This window comes from Cryobacterium roopkundense (assembly GCF_014200405.1).
GTDB lineage: Bacteria > Actinomycetota > Actinomycetes > Actinomycetales > Microbacteriaceae > Cryobacterium > Cryobacterium roopkundense.
Map to the genome: position 1 here is coordinate 4369216 of NZ_JACHBQ010000001.1, position 18882 is coordinate 4388097.

Below are 18882 nucleotides of genomic sequence, written 5' to 3' on the forward strand. Positions count from 1 at the left end.
TTGACGCACTGAATAACAAAACCGCGAAAGCGGATTGGCGAGTAGTCCGACTCGGTACGGTTAGTCCACGTTGTTGGTACTGCCGTTCCACGGAGTTGGTACGGCGGCCATCTTGATTTGATCCCTTTGACAGGACGGCAGCACGACCGGTGTTGCCGATTCCTAACGGAGGGGGCATTGATGGCGAGCTACAAAGCCATAACAGCGTTGGTATTCGAGGGCCGCAGCTACGACGAGATCACGGGCCTAGTGGGATGTTCACGCCGCGAAATCTCGATGGTGAAGAAGACCATCACAGCGAAGAACTTGACCGCCGCGGCGACCGCGGCGATGAGTGACGAGCAGTGGGCAGAACTGTTCCCCGACAAACGCCGCAGCGTATCGGAAGCCTTCATCCAGCCTGACTTCGTGGGAACGCTGAAGTCGATGAAGAGCAATAAGCACTTCACGCTGCAGCAGGGATGGCGAATGTATGTGGGTTTGGATTCGGCACGGCCGGGGCGTAAGTACGGGTATTCGCGGTACTGCGAGCTGTTCACCGAGTTCGTGAACACGCATGACGTCGTGGCGACTCTGCACCACGATCCGGGCCGAGCACTACTCGTGGACTGGGCCGGCGACACACTCCCGGTTGCAGACATGGTCACCGGGGAGATCCGCAAGGGCTACCTCTTCGTCGCGGTCCTACCGTTTTCCGGGCTGATCTTCTGCTCGGCCTATGCCGACATGAAGCAAGACTCCTGGAACAACGCCCACGTTCAGGCCTTCGAGTTCCTCGGCGGTTCAACCCAGCTCATCGTCCCCGATAACGCCGCCACCGCCACCCACCGAACGGTGAAAGACGATAGTGCTCGCGTCGTCCAGGCCCGATACCAAGAGCTCGCCGACCACTATTCCACCGCCGTCGTGCCAGCCCGCGTCCGCCGCCCCCGGGACAAAGCCGCCGCAGAATCAGCGGTAAACACCATCAACAAGCGAGTAATAGGCTACCTCGCCGAAGAAATATGGACAACCTTCACCGAGCTCAATTCTGCAATCAAGGAACGCATGGTCGAAGTGAACGAGCAGATGCGCCGCGCCGACGGCACCACCCGGTCCGAACGATTCCGCGCCGCCGAGGCCGAGCTGCTCCAGCCGTTACCGGCGCACCGATTCGATACGGTCTCGTGGAAGCAACTGAAGGTGGGGCGAAATTACCATGTCACTGCCGAGTACCAGCACTACTCGGTGCCTTACAAACTGGCCGGGCAGATGTTGCGAGTGCGTCTGACCGGCAGCAACGTCACCATCTTTGATGGCGACACGCTCATCTGCGAACACCCGCGCAAATCCGGACGCAAGGGCCAATACTCCACCGTTGCCGAGCACGCCCCGGAACGCCACCACGACCTCGAAGGGCTCTGGACACGGGAGTGGTTCGAGCATCGCGCCAAGAGCTTCGGGCCGGCGACCGTGACGGTGATCAAGATGATCTTGGACCGTTCCGTCATCGAAGCTCAGGCCTACCTCGACTGCCAAAACATCCTGATGACCCTCGGCAAGAGCAACAAGCAGCGACTCGAATCGGCGTGCCAGCAGATCGTCAACCAGCGCGGTTACCCGACCTACACGACGCTGAAACGCATCATGGCGACCATCACCGGCGATAAGAAACAAAGCCACCCATTGGTGCCGGCGGCCACGAATACGAAGAGCCCGCCCGGGCCTGCCGATACGCCCAGCGTCATGGTCCGCGGCGCCGACTACTACAAGGACCGCTGATGATCGGCAGCGTATTCACCAGCGTCGACCACGACAAATTCAAGGCTCTGCGCATCACGCACCTCGCGGCGCGGTTCGAGGAACTGATCAAGGACGAAGCCAACGATGCTGCCGCGCCCGAGGAGCTGTTCCTCACGGCCGTCGATGAGGCGTTGGAGCTTCGCCGCTCAATCCGGATCGAGAAACTGATCCGTCAAGCCAAGTTCCCGATCCCGGAGGCATCGGTGGCTGAGCTGAACTACCCGCCGGGACGCAACATCACCCCGGTGCGGATGAAACGCTACGCCGCCCACGACTGGAAGGCCGACCCGAGAAACCTACTCATCATCTCGCCCACCGGCGGCGGTAAAACCTATCTGGCCTGCGCGATCGGCATCGCTGCCTGCCACAGCGAGCACAGCGTTCACTACACCCGGATGGATGATCTGGCCCGCCAGCTGGTCATCGCTCGAGGCGACGCGATCGGGCACCAGAACATGCTCAACAAGCTCAGCGACGTGGATTTGCTGATCATCGACGACTTTTTAACGGTGGGGATCGACCCCAATGCTTCCAGCGATCTCTTCTCGATCCTGGCCAACCGTGATCATCGGTTGCCGACGATCATCGTCAGCCAATCCGGGCCAGCCTACTGGGTCGAGGCCCTACCCGACCGGATAGCGGCCGACTCCACCGTCAACCGGCTCGCCAGTCAAGCTCGCACGCTCAACCTCGGCGAGGTCGACATGCGACGCCTGCGCAGCGACGAAGCAAAGACCGCGAAGGACTACTGGGAGTAACGCCCGAACGTCGTCCAGACGATCTGGCCGGGCTGGCCCCATCGCCAGCCTGGCCAGTTCCACCTCCCCGGAACAGCAGTACCAACAACGTGGACTACCCGTACCATTTACGACTATCCGCCAAGCGGATTGTGATCACCTTCCGCCCCTTGCGGTTGATCGGGATCCGATCGTGTGTAACCGCGGACTTGAAGTTCCCCAGAAAAGGCAGATGCTCTCCGACATTGTTTTCGTCGACGAGAACGGCGATCGCAGTGAGGAGCGGCTCAAGTTTGAAGTCATTGCCCGGCCCGCCCCACTGGTCGAGAGGGATCGAGCAATAGGCGCCAGAGCCTTCGCCGAACAGGTGCTGGATCATCTCCAAGAGGGTGCCTTTGCCCGATTCCCCGAGGGTGCTGAAGAAGAACGCTGCCTTGTTCCAGCGGACGCCGGGGCGAACACTGGCGCTAATAATCTCCCAAACAGTGTTCGCAACATCTTCCGCATCGGGCAGCGGTTCGAAGAGATCCACTAGCCAGTTGCTGAACTTCCACTTTGATCCGTCGCTGAGGAGGCGCATCGGTTCGTCAGGCTTAGTCAAAGGACAGTCGACAGCGAGCTTTGACGTGAAGACATCGATGTCGGGGTCGTACTCCCTCTGAGTCTTCGTCCTGAAATCGAAGACGCGGCTCCTGCACGGTATGGCGTCGCGATCAGAGGTCTTCTCGACGCGAGGTGCGATGTCATAGAGCTTGCCGATGATCTCCTTCATCTTTGGGTCAGGGATATCCTGGTCAAAGTTCAAAATCAGCGCCCTCAGGGCAGACTCGTCTGTGACGTAGAGGCCGCGCTTCGCTCCGGTCTGCTGGTAGTAGCTGAGCTCGTCGAGAGTCGTGTCGCCGAGGCCAGCGTGCGCGATCCGCCGGATCCGATGCCAGCGCGCGGCCAGCATTGCGACTTGCCACGCGGTCAACGCGGCGGGGGCGCCACCAGGCACGTATGTAGGCCTCTCCTTGCCATTTTCCCCGTGCCATTCTCGGATGCAGGCCCGTGTCGTGCGGGCCAAAAGTTCAGAGTTCGAGGTCAGCTTGGCGGGCAGTGCCGTGGGGTCGAGCCCGGCTAGTTCCTCAAGGTATGCCGCGGTGGCGTGGTTGATGCGCTGTGCACGACTCCAATCCGGTGGAAGTTCCTTAGGGTCTTTTGGCTGTTGATTCTCGCCGCTACGTGAATCGAGCTCGTCGAGGTTGGACTGAGATTTTTTGTCCTTCTCGGTTCCAATTGATAGAGTCATCTTTAGGTTCTTTCGGCTGTTGGACGAGCTGTAACTCGTCGGCTGGATCTGAGTATCGTGTAGAACGCCTCGGCAATAGCCGGGGCGTTTTGCGTTGCTCTTGTCTGGGGGAGCGGCGGTGGGGGCCGCAGGATCACCCCACCTCGGGCTCGAGCTGCTCCTCTATCCAGGCATCGACGTCGGATTGACGCCACCGAACGGCGTGCCCTCCGAGCTTCACCGCCCGGGGCAGGGACTCGCCGATGGAGCGCTTGCGATAAATGGTAGACATCGACATGCCGGTCTGGTCCGCGAGGTCCTGCGCGGTCAGGAGGGCGAGTGGACGCGCTCCGGGGTGATGGACTGTCATTGTTCAGTTCCTTTCTACAAGTTCTATAACGTGTAATCTGATGCTACTGACTTTCCCTTTCTTCTACAAGTTCTGTATCCTGTAAGCATGAGCGAAACTGAAACAATATCCGCTGCCGTAGGAGGGTTCCTTGCACGAATCCGCCGTGAGCGCGGCCTAACCCTGGATCAGATTGCCCGCGCCGCCCGTTCTTACGGCGCAAGTTGGAGCGCGAGCAGTGTCAGTAACATCGAGCGCGGGCAGGCGTCGTTGACACTGCCCACTCTGCTGCTGCTGGCTCTCGCCCTGGGGGATCTCTTGGAGGAGCCGCTCCCGCTTTCAGCGTTGCTGGGAGACGTGGAGGCGCTGACTCTGGTCGCTGGCAGTCAGTACCCTGTGGAGCGCTCGTGGGTTGATGGCGTGTTGAACGGCGCCGAGGTGATCAGGCGCTCCGTCGACAGCGTCGATGCCGAGGATGACGAGGAGATTGACGAGGAGCTAGAGGCCGAGGTTCTGCGCAGGATGCGCGAGATGCGCGGTCGAGAGGCGACGCGTGCGGAGGTGGACGCCCAAGTCGCTCAGCTCCTCGACGAGTCCCAGCTGCCCCCTGAGTCAGCGACCAGGAACCCTGCCAAGGGCGATGCGGGCAGCCTGGCAGAGGAACGTGCAGCCGCAAAGCTCGGCGTGAGCACCGCCCGACTCCGGCGGCTAGCTCTTGACCTCTGGGCGCATTCGCTGGAGGAGGAGTCGTCACGACGTGCCGGCTCTGGCAGCACGCCTCAGGCGCGCGGTCGCGTAACCCGCGTGCTGGTCGAAGAGGTCCGCGGCTTCATGAATGAGGTGCGGTGATGGCGAGACCCAGGATGGGAATTGGGACCTTCGGCGCCATTAACACGAGCGAAGTCCAGCCCGGGAAATGGCGCGCGCGAACCCGTTATCGGTTCACGGATGGGAGGGCGCGCCAAGTTGAGAAGTTCGGATTGACGAGGGCCAAGGCGACCTTCGCGCTGAAGCAGGCGCTAACAACCATAGAGGCGGAACGGGGCGGTGAGTTGAAGCCGACCACAACCCTGCGCGTCCTGGCACAGATGTTTCTGGACGCCAAGCGTGACGTCGGGCGATCCGAGGGCACGCTGGAGACCTATGGTTATGCAGTTTCCGCCCACATCGTGCCGAAGATCGGGGACCTCACTGTGGCCGAGGCCAAGCCTGAGCGTCTCCAGCCGTTCCTGAACCGCATCGAGAAGGAAAGCGGAGCGGGCGCTGCGAAAAACTGCCGCTCCACACTGAGCGGGATGATGGCCTTGGCCGTCATCAACGGCGCGACAGAGAAGAACCCCGTCCGTGAGCTCGAGAGAATCTCCCGAAGCCGGGGGAAGAAGCGTGGCAGCGCAGCGATTCCGCTTGACGAACTGCCCGTCTTTCTCGCCCATGCGCGGACCGACGCAGACTTAATGCGTTGGGACACGGTCGAGTTGATCGAGTTCATGCTTTCGTCAGGCTGGCGCGTGGCCGAAGTCTGTGCCCTCGATATCGGCTCCGTGGACTTTCCAGCTGGCACTGCCACCGTCGAGGCCATCAACGTTCGGGTGAAGGGCAAGGGTGTCGTGCGTCAGGACTTTCCTAAGACCGAGAAATCAGCACGCATTACGCCCCTGCCAGTGCAGACGATGGACTTGCTTCGCCGTCGTCATGAGGCCCTGGGAGAGTTCACGACGCTTCTCTTCCCTACGCCGCTGATGCGCCTACGTGATCCGTCGAACACCCAGCGCGAGATTCGTGACCGGCGCGACGTGCTCGGCTACCCGGAACTTTCTACGCACTCGTTTCGCAAGACCGTGGCGACGATTCTCGACAAGGCGGGGCTATCGGCTACGGAGATCGCTGACTACCTCGGTCACGAGAACCCGTCCATGACTCAAGACGTCTACATGAACACAATCAAAGGATCTAAGCGTGCTGCGGAAGTGATGGGGCAGCGCCTCGAAGGCCTGATCTGAATGTGCGGGGTTTATGCGGGGTGGCGGACTGAAAACTCCCGCAGAAACGAAAAAATCCCCGTAAACACGAGGTCTAAGAGGATTACGGTGGCCCCGACCGGCGTCGATCCGGTGACCTTTCGATTTTCAGTCGAACGCTCTACCAACTGAGCTACAGGGCCAGAAAGCCCGAAACGGCGCCTTCTCAAACAAAAACCCTCTCTTGCGAAAGGGTTCTTGCTTTTGCGACCCTGACCGGACTTGAACCGGCGACCTCCGCCGTGACAGGGCGGCGCGCTAACCAACTGCGCTACAGGGCCTCACTGGTGTAAATGATAGTGAGTACTTGGTAAGACTATTCTATTTTTTGTGCCTTCACTTACGTGACCCCAACGGGATTCGAACCCGTGTTAACGCCGTGAAAGGGCGCCGTCCTAGGCCACTAAACGATGGGGCCGTTAGTCATAATGAACATGACCGACGAGGGATAAGCATACGGAGAAAAGTGCCAATGCTCAAATCGAGTGCAAAGATTGTTTAAATGACACGGTCAGGCTTCGCACCGCGCCCATGAATGACCGCCGTTTGGGGGGTGTTTCGGGTTAGGTTCAGCACCAAGACTGCGCAATACTGCCCTGTCTTGTTACTGTAAAGAGTGTTACCACAGTGACAGATGTGACTGATGAGTGCCCGATCGGGGAATGATGAATCGCACGGCTACTGTGATCGGCCGCGAACTTCGCGGCGCCTGGGGGCGCTTGCGCCAGACTCCCGGCCGCGACGTTCAGGCTCCGCGCGTGCGCCGAACCCTGTCGATCACGAGCGGTGTCGCAGCCCTCGCGTTGCTGGTCACCCTGTTCACCCCGGTCGGTGCGGCCCAGGCGCTTGACTACCCCAGCTGGCAGGACCTGCAGAACGCGAAGTCGAACACGGCCGCGGCCGCTGCCCAGGTCACCAAAATCCAAGAACTGCTCGTGAGCCTCCAGTCCCAGGTCGATGAGACTCAGGCCGAGGCTGAGGCCCGTGGTGCCGCCCTCGAAGAGGCGCAGCAGAAGTTCGACGACGCCGCACGCCGCGCCTCGGAGCTCCAGGCCCAGGCCGATGCCAGCAAGTCCACAGCGGATGCCGCCACCCGCCAGGCCGGACAGCTCGCTGCCCAGCTCTACCGCACCGGCGGAACCGACCTCAGCGTCAACCTCTTTCTCGAAGGCGGAGACAACGGCGGCGGTCAGGCCGACGAGTTGCTCTCCAAGCTCGGCAACATGAGCAAGCTCGTGGAACGCAGCACCGACATCTACGACGTGGCCCAGGCCGCCAATAACAGCGCCCAGGCGCTAGGGGACCAAGCCAAGATCGCGCAGGCCGAACGCGAGACCCTTCGTATCGCCGCCGAGGCTGCTCTCCAGGCCGCGCAGGACGCAGCGGATGCCGCGGCGGCCGCCCTTGCGGAGTCACAGGCCAAGAGCCTCGAGCTCGACCAGCAGCTCGCGTTCATGCGGGATGCCGAGGCCACGACATCCGCGGCCTATGAGGCCGGCGTGATCGAACGCGCCCGCATCGCCGCGGAAGCCGCCCGGGTTGCCGCTGCTGCTCGTGCGGCAGAGGCGGCGCGAGCAGCCGCTGCTGCCGCAGCGAGCGGGGGCAGCAGCTCGGCCGGCTCTTCGGCGGGCTCGGCGAGTTCGTCGGGGTGGGGGCGACCAGCCAACGGCCGCATCACCGGAAGCTACGGACCGCGCACTCCGTACTGTGGCAACGGTGTCTGCAGCGGAAGTTACCACTACGGCACCGACCTCGGCACCGGCTGCAGCGCGCCGCTCTATGCGGCAGCCGCCGGGCGGGTCACGTGGGCCGGTTCGCTCGGCACCTACGGCAACTTCGTGAAGATCGACCACGGCGGCGGAGTCTCCACGGGCTATGCCCACATCCGTAACGGCGGTGTCTTTGTGAACGTCGGCCAGAGCGTGTCGGCCGGTCAGAACATCGCGAGCTCGGGCAGTACCGGCGCGTCGACCGCCTGCCACTTGCACTTCGAGGTGTGGGTCAACGGAAACCGAATCAACGCCGTGCCGTTCATGGCCGACAGGGGAGCATCACTTGGCTAACAGCAACACCCGGCCGCGCGCACGTTTGCGGCCGAACCGGCTCTTTTCCGCCGTCGGTATCGGAATGGTGGGGGCCGTCAGCGCAACGGTCGGTCTGGGCGCGCCGGTCGCGTTCGCCGACCCGGGGTACCCGAGCTGGGACGACGTTCAGCAGGCCAAGCAGAATGAGGCCACCAAACAGACCGAAATCGAGAAGATCTCCGGTCTGCTGACCGACCTCCAGGCGAGTGCCGAGGCCGCAGCCACGTCGTCGCAGATTGCTGCGGAGGCCTACCGCGTGACCCAGGACGCGCTCGACGCTGCAACCACGCGCGAGGCCGCGCTCACCGAGCAAGTGGCGACCGCGCAGACCACGGCCGCAACCTCCAAGATGCGCGCCGGCCTGATCGCGGCGCACCTGAACAAGGCCGGTGCCGGCGGACTCTCCCTCAACCTCTTTCTGAACGGCAATACAGCCGACGACCTGCTGCACCAGCTCGGCACCGCGAGCAAACTCAGCGAGCAGTCCGAAGCCATCTATGGCGAGGCACTGCAGGACAAGAACACCGCGGAATCCCTCGGCGCGCAGGCGGCAGCCGCGAGCGATGAGCGCGAGCGCCTCACCGAAGAATCCAAGAGCACCTTCGACGCGGCAAACCGCGCGGCCAGCGCCACGCAGACGGCGTACGACGTGGAGCAGAAGAAGTCGAGCGAACTCTATGAGCAGCTGGCCATGCTCAAAGACACCACGGCCGAGGAAGAGCGCAGCTACCAAACCGGGCTCGACGCAGCAGCCTCGGCCAGGGCGTTCGCCGCAGCACAGGCCAACGCCGCGCGCATCGCGGCGGCCGCCGCTGCCCAGGCACCGGCGGCTCCCGCCGCACCGGCGGCACCGGCTCCAGTTGCCCCGCCCGCGTCGGGCGGAGGCAGCAGCTCGGGCGGCTCGAGTTCGGGCGGCAGCAGCTCCGGCGCCGGGACCGGCGGCAGCGCCCCGATCCCCAACGCAAACGCGGTGAGCACCGCCGTGAACTTCGCTCGCGCGCAGCTCGGTGACCGCTATGTGCTCGGCGGCGCGGGGCCCAACGTCTGGGACTGCTCGGGCCTCACGAAGGCAGCGTACGCCGCCGCGGGAATCTACATCGGCACCCACTCGGCCACCAACCAGTACAACACCATGGCTGCACAGGGAAAGCTCGTGTCCTTCTCCCAGGTGGCCGTGGGCGACCTCGTGTTCTGGGGTGGTCGCGGCGACTACTACCACGTGGCTATCTACATGGGCGGCGGGCAGATTCTGGAAGCCCCGAACCCCAACGCGCCGGTGCGCATCCACAGCATCTGGAGCTTCGGCGACGTGTCGCCGTACGTGGGTCGACCCTCGTCCTAACACGCCGGCAGTAGGCACAAAAACAGGCCCCGGAGCACTGCTCGGGGGCCTGTTTTGTACTGGGGGCTAGTGGCCCTCTGCGGCGAGCTTCGCCACGCCGTCGCGCACGATCTGGTCGGCTTCGGCGGCGTCGCCCCAGCCCTCAGTCTTGACCCATTTGCCGGGCTCAAGGTCTTTGTAGTGCTCGAAGAAGTGCTCGATTTCCTTGCGGGTGTACTCGGGAATGTCGAGCAGGTCCTGAATGTGATCCCAGCGCGGGTCGCCGGCGGGAACTCCGATGACCTTGGCGTCAGAGCCGCCATCGTCGGTCATGTTGAACACGGCGACGGGGCGTACGGATACGCCGACGCCGGGGAACAACGGGTAGTCGAGCAGTACGAGCACGTCGACGGGATCGCCGTCGAGGCCCAGTGTGTTCTCGAAGTAGCCGTAGTCGGTGGGGTACATGAAGCTCGTGTACAATACCCGGTCGAGGTACACCCGACCGGTCTTGTGATCGACCTCATACTTGTTGCGGCTCCCGCGGGGGATTTCGATGACTGCGTCGTATTCTGCCATTGCCTTGTTTCTCCCTTGATCTACGTCTGCGGCTAACGTTACTGGATGCAGTCTGAACGCCGTCCACGCCTGACCCCGTCCATCGCCGACGTGCGCCGGGCCGTGCGCACAGTTTTCACCGTGGCCCCAGCGTCGACCTTCGTGCTGGTCGGGCTGAGCGGGGGAGCCGATTCCCTCGCGCTGGCCGCCGCGACCGCTTTCGAAGCGCGGCGTTTCGGTGCGCGCGCCGGTGCCGTGATCGTTGACCATGGACTCCAAACCGGGTCAGCGGATGTCGCGGCTGCCGCCGGAGACCAGGCTCGCCGGCTGGGCCTCGCGCCCGTTCTGGTGGTCAGTGTGCAGGTCGGCACAGATTCCGGCCCTGAAGCGGCGGCCCGCGCTGCCCGCTATGCCGCGTTCGAGCGCGCCCTCGCGGAGACAGGCGCGGACGCGGTGCTGCTCGGACATACCCTCGATGACCAGGCCGAGACTGTACTTCTCGGCCTGGCCCGCGGATCGGGGCCCACCAGCCTGCGCGGAATGAGCGTCCGAAACGGACGCTACCTGCGGCCCCTGCTCGGCATCCGTCGTGCCCAGACCCGTGAGTTCTGCGCCGACAGCGGCCTGGAGCCTTGGCACGACCCGCAGAACCTCGACCCGGCCTACGCCCGCGTGCGCGTGCGCGAAACCGTGCTGCCGGTACTCGAACACGAACTCGGACCCGGCATCAGCGAGGCACTCGTTCGCACTGCCGACGCCCTGCGCGAAGATTCCGACGCCCTCGACGCCCTCGCCCGCGAGGTGCTGGGCTCGTCGTGGACGGGCACAGGGGAGGACGGGCGCATTGCCGTTGACACACTCGCGACGCTGCCGGCCGCGGTGCGGCAACGCGTCATCCGCTTCGGTGTCGAGGCACAGTTCGGCGCCACCCTCGAACGAACGCACACTGTCGCCGTCGCCAGGCTGGTCACCGATTGGCACGGTCAGGAAGCTCTCCACCTGCCAGGCGTTAGAGTTGTCAGGCAGGACGGCGTGTTGATTTTCGCCGATCTTGGACACGCTTTCGAGTAAAAGGACTGCCCCGCTCCCATGGAACCTCGCGACATTGACGGCGACCTCACCGAAATTCTGATCAGCGAGGAGCAGATTCACTCCAGACTCGCCGAGATGTCTCGCCAGATCGAGGCGGACTACGCGGGCAAAGACCTGCTGCTCGTGGGAGTGCTCAAGGGCGCCGTCATGGTGATGGCAGACCTGGCCCGCGAACTGCATCACCCCATCACTATGGACTGGATGGCAGTGAGCTCCTACGGCTCCGGCACCACATCGAGCGGCGTCGTGCGTATTCTCAAAGACCTCGACACCGACCTGACCGGCCGCCACGTGTTGATCGTGGAAGACATCATCGACTCCGGCCTGACGCTGTCGTGGCTGATCGCCAACCTGAACTCCCGCGGACCGGCATCCGTTGAAATCTGCGCCCTGCTGCGCAAGCCCGACGCCGCCAGGGTCGAAATCGATGTGAAATACGCTGGCTTCGACATCCCCAACCAGTTCGTCGTGGGCTACGGACTCGACTACGACGAAAAGTACCGTAACCTGCGTTCCGTGGGCGTGCTCGCCCCTCACGTCTATTCGTCAACCAGCGTGTGAAATAGGGGAACACCCGTTCCCTATTCTTCTTTAGGCGAACACACACCCTTCCCCCAGTGCCGGCACGCTAGCTTAGGAGCACCATGAACGTCAAGAAGCTTCTTCGCGGACCTATTCTCTACATCGTGCTGGCCGTCATCGCAGTGTGGGTGGGATCCAGCCTCATCACCATGTCCGGATTTCGTGAGGTCACCACCCAGGAAGGGTTGGAGTTCCTCAAGAACGGGCAGGTGTCCGAGGCCAAGATCGTCGACGGCGAACAGCGTGTCGACCTCACGCTCTCTAATGCCGCGGGTGACCTCGGCACCCAGGTGCAGTTCAACTACGTGTCCCAGCGTGGCGAAGAAGTCGTCAACGCGGTGAATGCCGCCAATCCCAAGGACGGCTTCACCGACGAGGTGCCGCAGCCGAACGTGCTCCTGTCGGTGCTTGGGTTCCTGCTGCCGGTGCTGCTGATCGGCGCGTTCTTCTGGCTCATGCTCTCTGGCATGCAGGGCGGCGGAAACAAGGTGATGCAGTTCGGCAAGTCGAAGGCCAAACTCGTGTCGAAGGAAAGCCCTCAGGTGACCTTCGCTGACGTGGCCGGCTCAGACGAGGCCATCGAAGAGCTCGAAGAAATCAAGGACTTCCTCAAGGAACCGGCCAAATTCCAGGCAGTCGGCGCGCGAATACCGAAGGGCGTTCTGCTCTACGGCCCTCCCGGAACCGGTAAAACGCTGCTGGCCCGCGCCGTTGCGGGCGAGGCGAGCGTGCCGTTCTATGCCATCTCAGGTTCGGACTTCGTGGAAATGTTCGTGGGTGTGGGCGCCAGCCGTGTTCGCGACCTGTTCCAGCAGGCCAAGGAAAATGCCCCGGCCATCATCTTCATCGATGAGATCGATGCCGTGGGGCGCCACCGTGGCGCCGGCATGGGCGGCGGCCACGACGAGCGCGAGCAGACCCTCAACCAGCTGCTGGTCGAGATGGACGGCTTCGACGTGAAGGCTAACGTCATTCTGATCGCCGCAACCAACCGCCCCGACATCCTCGACCCCGCGCTGCTTCGCCCGGGCCGGTTCGACCGGCAGATCGGCGTCGACGCGCCGGACATGCTCGGTCGCAAGCACATCCTCGAGGTGCACTCCAAGGGCAAGCCGATGGCTCCCGGCGTGGACCTCGAGGTGCTCGCCCGCAAGACGCCCGGGTTCACTGGAGCCGACCTCGCCAACGTGCTCAATGAGGCCGCGCTGCTCACTGCGCGTTCCAACGCGCAGCTCATCGACAACCGTGCCCTTGACGAGGCCGTCGACAGAGTGATGGCTGGCCCTCAGCGCCGCTCCCGCGTGATGCGGGACAAGGAAAAGCTCATCACGGCCTACCACGAGGGTGGGCACGCTCTCGTGGCCACGGCCATGCGCAACACCGACCCTGTCACCAAGATCACGATCCTCCCGCGCGGCCGCGCCCTGGGCTACACGATGGTCATGCCGCTGGAAGACCGCTATTCCGTGACGCGTAACGAGCTGCTCGACCAGCTCGCCTACGCCATGGGCGGTCGCGTCGCGGAAGAGATCATCTTCCACGACCCCACCACAGGCGCATCCAACGACATCGAGAAGGCCACCGCCACGGCGCGCAAGATGGTCACCGAGTTCGGAATGAGCAGCGCCGTCGGCCCGCTCAAGCTCGGCCAGGGATCGGGCGAGGTCTTCCTCGGCCGCGACATGGGGCACCAGCGCGACTACTCGGAGCGTCTCGCCGAGCGCGTCGACAACGAGGTGCGCCAGCTGCTCGAAGACGCCCACGACGAGGCATACGAGGTTCTGATCAAGAACCGAATCATCCTCGACGAACTCGCCGCAGCCCTGCTCGAACACGAAACCCTCGATCAGCACGCTCTCGCCGATCTCTTCACCAATGTGGAAAAGCTGCCGCCGCGCCCGCAGTGGCTCTCGAGTGACAAACGACCGGTCTCCGACGTTCCGCCTATCGAGATGCCGGCTCCCAAAGCACCGATCGATGAGGGTGTCGTCGACGGCGGAGTGACAAGCGGTGACGAAGCCACGGTCACACCCCAGCGTTCGCCTAACCGCAACCCGCGTCCAGCGACCGCGTAGGTCGCGACATGGGGGTCGACAGGGCGCGCATCGAGGCGGCTGTTTCAGAGATTCTGGCGGCGATCGGCGAGGACACCGACCGCGAGGGCCTGGAGTCCACGCCGAAGCGGGTAGCGGATGCCTACGCCGAGTTCTTCGGCGGACTAGACCGGAATCCGCTCGATCACCTGCGAGACTCGATTCCGGTGGGCCCGCACACCGGGGAACTCGTGTTGCTGCGAGACGTGGCGTTCCGATCGATCTGCGAGCATCACCTACTGCCCTTCCTTGGCACTGCGCACGTGGCCTACCTGCCGAACAAGCGCGTAGTCGGCCTCGGCCGCCTGCCCGCCGTGGTTGAGACCATTTCGGCGCGCCCGCAGTTGCAGGAGCGTTTGACCGAAGAAATTGCGGAGGCCCTTCAGGAAGGCCTCAACCCGCTCGGGGTGCTCGTGGTTCTCGACGCCGTGCACGGCTGCGTCGGCACCAGGGGGCCGCGCCAGGCGAGCAGCTCCACCGTGACGATGGCCAGCCGAGGAACTCTCTCCGACCCGGTGGCGCGGGCGGAAATCATCGCGTTGATTGCGGCCGGTTCGTGACTCTCATCATGGGCGTGCTCAACGTCACGCCCGACTCCTTCAGCGATGGCGGTCGGTGGGCCGGAGCGGATGCCGCCATTGAGCACGGCCTGCACCTCGCCGCCCAGGGTGCCGACGTGGTGGACGTGGGCGGGGAATCCACCCGGCCGGGAGCGACCAGGGTGACCCCGGCCGACGAACGGTCTCGCGTGATCCCCGTGATCACGGAACTCGCTCGCCACGGAGTGCGCATCAGCGTGGACACCCTCAATGCGAGCACGGCGGAGGCCGCAGTGGCCGCAGGCGCAAGCATTATCAATGACGTGTCCGGGGGACTGGCCGACCCACTGATGGCCGGGGTCGCCGCGCGCAGCGGGCGTACCTACGTGGCCATGCACTGGCGAGGCCATGCCCAGGAGATGGGCTCGAACGCGAATTACACCGACGTCGTGGCCGACGTGCGCGCTGAGCTCGCTGCCCGGGTGGCCGCTCTCACGGCGGCGGGTGTGAAGCGGCGTGACGTGGTGTTGGATCCGGGCCTCGGCTTTGCCAAGGAAGCGGAGCACGACTGGGAACTGCTCGCGAACCTGGCGGCCTTCGATGACCTGGGGCTTCCCGTGATGGTGGGGTCCAGTCGCAAACGGTTCGTGGCGGCGGTGCTGTCGGCGGAGGCATCCGTTCTCTCCCGCGACCTGCCGACCGCCGTGATCAGCGTTCTCGCTGCACAGGCGGGGGCGTGGGCGGTGCGCGTGCACGACGTGTCGGCCACCCGCACCGCGTTCAACGTTCTGGCACGCGTGGCCGAGGCCCGGCGCGACTCGACCATCGGCGACTCGGCGCGGTCCCGCTCATGAGCCACAATGGAGTCATGACGGACTCGATCACCCTTACCGGGCTGCGCGTCAACGCGCACCACGGCGTCTACGACTTTGAACGAGAAAACGGCCAGGACTTCATCATCGATGTCACGGTGTGGCTCGACCTGCGCCGGGCGGCCGCGAGCGACGACGTGGCGACCACGATCCACTATGGCGAGCTTGCCAACGAGGTGACCGAGGCCGCCCGGCGCAACCCGGTGGACCTGATCGAGACTGTCGCCGAGCGGATCGCCGCCGTTGTGCTGCTGCATCAGGCCGCCGACCGTGTGCAGGTGACGGTGCACAAGCCGCAGGCGCCCATCGAGGTGCCGTTCACGGATGTTGCGGTGCGCATCGAGCGGACGCGCGCATGAGCGTGGCGACCGGCGCTCACGTGGTGTTGGCCCTCGGCAGCAACCTCGGCGACCGCACGGCGACTCTCGCCGCCGCCGTGCGCGACCTGTGCGCGGTTCCCGGCTTTGAGCTTGAGGCAGTCTCCCCGACGTTCGAATCGGCGGCAGTGAAGCTCGACGGGGTCGATGACGCCGCTCCCCGATATTTCAATTCGGTGGTGACCGGTAATTTCGCCGGATCACCGCATGACCTGCTCTCCGCCGTGAACCATATCGAGGCCCAACACGGGCGAGTGCGGACCCAGCGGTGGGGCGACCGCACCCTCGATATCGATATCATCGCCGTGGGCGCGCTGCACATCGACGACGCCCTACTCACCCTTCCGCACCCGCGCGCCTGGGAACGCGACTTCGTGCTTGCGCCCTGGCTATGCATCGACGCGGACGCCGTGATCCCCGGCCGCGGCCCCATCAGCGATCTGCTTGCCGCTACTCGGAACACCGTCATGCCGGTGGCCGACCAGACAGGGGCGTCATGAAGCGCACTCACGCCACGCCCCTGATCGGCCTCGGCCTCGCCGGACTCGTGCTGGGGTTTCTCCTCGAACTCGGTGCCGCGGCATCAGGTTCGGCCATCATCGTTCCGCCCGTGACCCTGCCGCTCACCCTGGTGGCGATGGCGGCCATCGTGGTCGTGCTCGCCTGGCGCGTGCGTCGATCGACCCGGCGTCGGGGCGCGCGGCGTATGGATCCGTTCTGGGCCATGCGCGTCGCCGTTCTCTCGAAAGCATCGAGCCTGAGCGGGGTGCTTCTTCTCGGAGCCGGCCTCGGAATCGTCGTGTACATTCTCACGCGCACCGTCGTGGCGGCGATGCCCTCGCTGTGGCTCGCTATCGCCACGGCCGTAGGTGCCCTGCTGCTGCTCGTGGGCGGACTCCTGGCGGAGTACTTCTGCACCCTGCCTCCCGACAAAGACCCCACCAAGTCCGGCGACAAACCGAACGGAGACGTTCCCGGTGGCGCACGTGTCTGAGCTTCCTGAGTTCACCCCGCCGTCTGCTGACTCCGTTGTCGAGCCGCCCGCCCGCCTCGACCTGCCAGAAGTCGGCGACTGGCAGCGGGTCGCGCCGCGCTACGTCGTGGTCGAAATCGTCGGAACGGTCGTCTTCGGCCTCGTCGTCTGCGGCGGTGCGGCCCTGCTCTGGCTGCTCGCCGATTTTCGCTGGGCCCTCTACGCCGGCGCGGCCTTCGCCCTCTTCACGATCATCAGCGTCATCATCGAACCTCGCCGGGTACGGTCGATCGGATACCAGCTTCGCGCCGACGACCTGCTGTTCCGTCGTGGCATCATGTTCCAGCGCTTCGTGTCGGTGCCCTACGGCCGCATGCAGCTCGTGGACATCACGCGTGGTCCGGTGGCCCGATGGCTGGGACTCGCCGACTTGAAATTCGTCACCGCTGCCGCCACGTCGGGCGTGGCGATCCCCGGGCTCGATGAAGCCGTGGCAGAGGCCCTCCGTGACCGCCTGGTCGAGTTGGCCGAGAGCCGCCGGGCCGGGCTGTGACGCTCCCGGTCGATCCCACCGGCGATCCGCCTGCCGGCCCGCCCGCCAGCCCGCCTGTCGACCCCGAGGGTTCGCCCGCGCAGCTTGCCGTTCCGCTTGCTGTTCCGTCGATCACGGACGGCGAGTGGCACCGGCTGCACCCGGCGACCCCGTTGCTCCGGGGCGGCATCTTCATCGTTGCGGTTCTCGGATTCGTTATCGCCAACCTGCGCGAACGCCTCGTGGAGTTCTTCTTCAATGAGCCGCACCACGGGGGAGACCCCCTCGACGAGATCGTGAACCGGGGGGCCGTCGGTTGGGCGCTGCTGGGCGTTGCGGCCGTGCTCATCGTCATTCTCGTGGTGTTCTGGCTCTCTTGGCGCATGCACACCTTCCGGGTGACAGCCGAGGTCGTGGAGGTTCGCAGCGGCGTGGTGTTCCGCAGCAGCCGCCGGGCGCGCCTCGACCGTGTGCAGGGTGTCAATCTGGTGCGCCCCTTCATTCCCCGGCTGTTCGGCGCCGCCAGGCTCGAGGTGAGCGTGGCGGGCCAGGACGGCAACGTGCAGCTCGCCTACCTGGGCTCCGCGCTCGCCGACGGCCTGCGCCGTGACATTCTGCGCCTCGCCTCGGGACTGCGTCAAGCGCCGCACAGCGCACCGGCCGCCGTCACGGAAATGGATGCCGCTGGCCCCGTCCCGGAAACCGGCGACGCGCCCGGCGCCGGTTTCGGGGCAGCGTCGCTCGGCGCGCTGGCGCACACTCGGGTAAACGAGTTCATGGCCCCCGAACTCGACCCCGACGCCGCGCCCCCCGAGTCCGTCGTGCGCATCCCGCCTGGCCGCCTCATCGGCTCGCTCGTCTTCAGCGGCTTCACGGTCTTCCTGCTGATCGCCGTCACCGGTCTCATCGTGAGTGTGGCGGTGGGAAGCAGTGAATGGTTGCTCTTCGCCATTCTTCCGGGAATCATCGCCAGCGTCGGCTACTACTTCTCGCGATTCACCAAGTCCCTGCGGTACAGCATCGCCGCAACGCCTGAGGGCGTGCGCGTGGGCTTCGGCCTGTTGTCCACGAGCAGCGAAACCCTTCCCGCCGGTCGCATTCACGCCATTGGGGTGTCGCAGCCCCTGTTGTGGCGCCCCTTCGGCTGGTGGCAGATTCAAATAAACAAGGCCGGACAGTCAACGAACCAGGGCGCCGCGGGCGGGGCGAATACCCTGACACTGCCCGTCGGCACCCTCGAGGACGTGGCCAGGGTACTGGAACTGCTGGTGCCCGGCTTCGAGCAGCAGCACGACCTCATCGCCCGCGGCCTGCTCTCCAGGGGCGGCAGCGACGGGTTCACGAACGCTCCTCGATCGGCCCGCTGGCTTCGTCCGTTCTCCTGGCGCCGCACAGGATACGCCATGTGGGGCAACGTGGCCCTGCTCCGACGAGGCGTCGTGTCGCGCGAACTCATCCTGGTTCCGCTCGCCCGACTGCAGAGCGTGCGCATCTCGCAGGGCCCCATCCAGAGGCGACTCGGGCTTGCCCATGCCCACCTGCACACCGTGGCCGGCCCGGTCACAGCGACGGTGAGCAACATGCACCGAGACGAGGCTGTGCGCCTCTTCGACGTGGTATCCACTGGGGCCATTTCGTCTGCCGACCTGGACACCAGCGTCGCGAGCACCCCCACGACAGGACCGACGCAATGACAGGAGCAC

General features: G+C 64.6%; 19 protein-coding genes and 3 tRNA genes. 16 read left to right on the top strand and 6 right to left on the bottom strand.

The features are described 5' to 3' along the window. The first annotated feature begins 180 nt into the window (after window positions 1–180). The gene (gene istA / locus BJ997_RS20335; protein ID WP_035840899.1) at window positions 181–1761 is read left to right on the top strand and encodes an IS21 family transposase; all 1581 of its coding nucleotides are present in this window, start codon (window positions 181–183) and stop codon (window positions 1759–1761) included. Then, on the top strand, window positions 1761–2540 hold the full coding sequence (locus BJ997_RS20340; RefSeq protein ID WP_035840897.1) for an ATP-binding protein: 780 nt from the start codon (window positions 1761–1763) through the stop codon (window positions 2538–2540). Before istA ends, BJ997_RS20340 begins: the two co-directional genes overlap by 1 nt. Window positions 2541–2634: 94 nt before the next feature. Here BJ997_RS20340 and BJ997_RS20345 read toward each other — a convergent pair whose 3' ends face one another. After that, entirely contained in the window at window positions 2635–3810 is a 1176-nt protein-coding gene (locus BJ997_RS20345) for a DUF5906 domain-containing protein (RefSeq protein ID WP_183323726.1), read from the bottom strand. A 133-nt stretch (window positions 3811–3943) separates the two neighbouring features. Further along, complete coding sequence (locus BJ997_RS20350; protein ID WP_035835993.1) at window positions 3944–4159, bottom strand: helix-turn-helix transcriptional regulator; 216 nt, start codon at window positions 4157–4159, stop codon at window positions 3944–3946. An 87-nt stretch (window positions 4160–4246) separates the two neighbouring features. Between BJ997_RS20350 and BJ997_RS20355 the strand changes: the two genes are divergently transcribed. Both BJ997_RS20355 and BJ997_RS20360 read left to right on the top strand, forming a co-directional pair. Further along, window positions 4247–4987: a helix-turn-helix domain-containing protein gene (locus BJ997_RS20355; RefSeq protein WP_035835991.1), complete on the top strand. Its 741-nt coding sequence runs from the start codon at window positions 4247–4249 to the stop codon at window positions 4985–4987. Window positions 4988–5118: 131 nt separating this feature from the next. Beyond that, window positions 5119–6138 (top strand): site-specific integrase, encoded by a 1020-nt coding sequence (locus BJ997_RS20360; RefSeq protein ID WP_160175854.1) that lies wholly within the window; start codon window positions 5119–5121, stop codon window positions 6136–6138. Between the two features lie 88 nt (window positions 6139–6226). Here BJ997_RS20360 and BJ997_RS20365 read toward each other — a convergent pair. The 3 genes from BJ997_RS20365 to BJ997_RS20375 all read right to left on the bottom strand — a co-directional run bounded on the left by BJ997_RS20365 (window position 6227) and on the right by BJ997_RS20375 (window position 6574). Then, window positions 6227–6299: transfer RNA gene (locus tag BJ997_RS20365), tRNA-Phe, on the bottom strand. A gap of 64 nt (window positions 6300–6363) precedes the next feature. Then, window positions 6364–6437 (bottom strand) — tRNA-Asp (locus BJ997_RS20370). Between the two features lie 64 nt (window positions 6438–6501). Continuing rightward, window positions 6502–6574 (bottom strand) — tRNA-Glu (locus BJ997_RS20375). Window positions 6575–6818: 244 nt separating this feature from the next. Here BJ997_RS20375 and BJ997_RS20380 point away from each other — a divergent pair. Both BJ997_RS20380 and BJ997_RS20385 read left to right on the top strand, forming a co-directional pair. Then, window positions 6819–8219 (top strand): M23 family metallopeptidase, encoded by a 1401-nt coding sequence (locus BJ997_RS20380; RefSeq protein WP_236628869.1) that lies wholly within the window; start codon window positions 6819–6821, stop codon window positions 8217–8219. Then, window positions 8212–9582 (top strand): C40 family peptidase, encoded by a 1371-nt coding sequence (locus BJ997_RS20385; protein WP_035835990.1) that lies wholly within the window; start codon window positions 8212–8214, stop codon window positions 9580–9582. Before BJ997_RS20380 ends, BJ997_RS20385 begins: the two co-directional genes overlap by 8 nt. Before the next feature lie 66 nt (window positions 9583–9648). On the opposite strand, the gene BJ997_RS20390 is transcribed toward BJ997_RS20385, so the two are convergent. Then, window positions 9649–10140: an inorganic diphosphatase gene (locus tag BJ997_RS20390; RefSeq protein ID WP_035835989.1), complete on the bottom strand. Its 492-nt coding sequence runs from the start codon at window positions 10138–10140 to the stop codon at window positions 9649–9651. Window positions 10141–10185: 45 nt separating this feature from the next. Here BJ997_RS20390 and tilS point away from each other — a divergent pair, with 45 nt between their 5' ends. The 10 genes from tilS to BJ997_RS20440 all read left to right on the top strand — a co-directional run bounded on the left by tilS (window position 10186) and on the right by BJ997_RS20440 (window position 18873). Continuing rightward, window positions 10186–11190, top strand: coding sequence for a tRNA lysidine(34) synthetase TilS (tilS, locus tag BJ997_RS20395; protein WP_035835988.1), 1005 nt, complete (start codon window positions 10186–10188; stop codon window positions 11188–11190). Window positions 11191–11208: 18 nt separating this feature from the next. Next, window positions 11209–11772 (top strand): hypoxanthine phosphoribosyltransferase, encoded by a 564-nt coding sequence (gene hpt / locus BJ997_RS20400; protein ID WP_035835987.1) that lies wholly within the window; start codon window positions 11209–11211, stop codon window positions 11770–11772. Window positions 11773–11855: 83 nt separating this feature from the next. Beyond that, the gene (gene ftsH, locus BJ997_RS20405; RefSeq protein WP_035835986.1) at window positions 11856–13868 is read left to right on the top strand and encodes an ATP-dependent zinc metalloprotease FtsH; all 2013 of its coding nucleotides are present in this window, start codon (window positions 11856–11858) and stop codon (window positions 13866–13868) included. A gap of 8 nt (window positions 13869–13876) precedes the next feature. After that, on the top strand, window positions 13877–14446 hold the full coding sequence (gene folE, locus BJ997_RS20410) for a GTP cyclohydrolase I FolE (protein ID WP_035835985.1): 570 nt from the start codon (window positions 13877–13879) through the stop codon (window positions 14444–14446). Beyond that, window positions 14443–15279 (top strand): dihydropteroate synthase, encoded by an 837-nt coding sequence (gene folP, locus BJ997_RS20415; RefSeq protein WP_035835984.1) that lies wholly within the window; start codon window positions 14443–14445, stop codon window positions 15277–15279. The genes folE and folP overlap by 4 nt, the downstream gene beginning before the upstream one ends. 14 nt (window positions 15280–15293) lie before the next feature. Further along, window positions 15294–15656, top strand: a complete 363-nt coding sequence (gene folB / locus BJ997_RS20420) for a dihydroneopterin aldolase (RefSeq protein WP_152602120.1) — start codon at window positions 15294–15296, stop codon at window positions 15654–15656. After that, entirely contained in the window at window positions 15653–16174 is a 522-nt protein-coding gene (gene folK / locus BJ997_RS20425) for a 2-amino-4-hydroxy-6-hydroxymethyldihydropteridine diphosphokinase (RefSeq protein WP_035835981.1), read from the top strand. Before folB ends, folK begins: the two co-directional genes overlap by 4 nt. Beyond that, entirely contained in the window at window positions 16171–16668 is a 498-nt protein-coding gene (locus BJ997_RS20430) for a DUF3180 family protein (protein ID WP_035835980.1), read from the top strand. Before folK ends, BJ997_RS20430 begins: the two co-directional genes overlap by 4 nt. Then, window positions 16661–17200, top strand: a complete 540-nt coding sequence (locus BJ997_RS20435) for a PH domain-containing protein (RefSeq protein WP_152602119.1) — start codon at window positions 16661–16663, stop codon at window positions 17198–17200. The genes BJ997_RS20430 and BJ997_RS20435 overlap by 8 nt, the downstream gene beginning before the upstream one ends. Continuing rightward, window positions 17197–18873 (top strand): PH domain-containing protein, encoded by a 1677-nt coding sequence (locus BJ997_RS20440; RefSeq protein ID WP_052542081.1) that lies wholly within the window; start codon window positions 17197–17199, stop codon window positions 18871–18873. Before BJ997_RS20435 ends, BJ997_RS20440 begins: the two co-directional genes overlap by 4 nt. Window positions 18874–18882: the final 9 nt, after the last annotated feature.

Excerpts from the sequence above, each read along its gene's own strand:
- folE (WP_035835985.1), top strand. The coding sequence starts at position 13,877 with ATGGGGGTCGACAGGGCGCGCATCGAGGCGGCTGTTTCAGAGATTCTG.
- BJ997_RS20390 (WP_035835989.1), bottom strand. The coding sequence starts at position 10,140 with ATGGCAGAATACGACGCAGTCATCGAAATCCCCCGCGGGAGCCGCAAC.
- folB (WP_152602120.1), top strand. The coding sequence starts at position 15,294 with ATGACGGACTCGATCACCCTTACCGGGCTGCGCGTCAACGCGCACCAC.
- istA (WP_035840899.1), top strand. The coding sequence starts at position 181 with ATGGCGAGCTACAAAGCCATAACAGCGTTGGTATTCGAGGGCCGCAGC.
- ftsH (WP_035835986.1), top strand. The coding sequence starts at position 11,856 with ATGAACGTCAAGAAGCTTCTTCGCGGACCTATTCTCTACATCGTGCTG.
- BJ997_RS20340 (WP_035840897.1), top strand. The coding sequence starts at position 1,761 with ATGATCGGCAGCGTATTCACCAGCGTCGACCACGACAAATTCAAGGCT.
- BJ997_RS20345 (WP_183323726.1), bottom strand. The coding sequence starts at position 3,810 with ATGACTCTATCAATTGGAACCGAGAAGGACAAAAAATCTCAGTCCAAC.
- BJ997_RS20430 (WP_035835980.1), top strand. The coding sequence starts at position 16,171 with ATGAAGCGCACTCACGCCACGCCCCTGATCGGCCTCGGCCTCGCCGGA.
- BJ997_RS20355 (WP_035835991.1), top strand. The coding sequence starts at position 4,247 with ATGAGCGAAACTGAAACAATATCCGCTGCCGTAGGAGGGTTCCTTGCA.
- tilS (WP_035835988.1), top strand. The coding sequence starts at position 10,186 with ATGCAGTCTGAACGCCGTCCACGCCTGACCCCGTCCATCGCCGACGTG.
- folK (WP_035835981.1), top strand. The coding sequence starts at position 15,653 with ATGAGCGTGGCGACCGGCGCTCACGTGGTGTTGGCCCTCGGCAGCAAC.
- BJ997_RS20380 (WP_236628869.1), top strand. The coding sequence starts at position 6,819 with ATGATGAATCGCACGGCTACTGTGATCGGCCGCGAACTTCGCGGCGCC.
- hpt (WP_035835987.1), top strand. The coding sequence starts at position 11,209 with ATGGAACCTCGCGACATTGACGGCGACCTCACCGAAATTCTGATCAGC.
- BJ997_RS20350 (WP_035835993.1), bottom strand. The coding sequence starts at position 4,159 with ATGACAGTCCATCACCCCGGAGCGCGTCCACTCGCCCTCCTGACCGCG.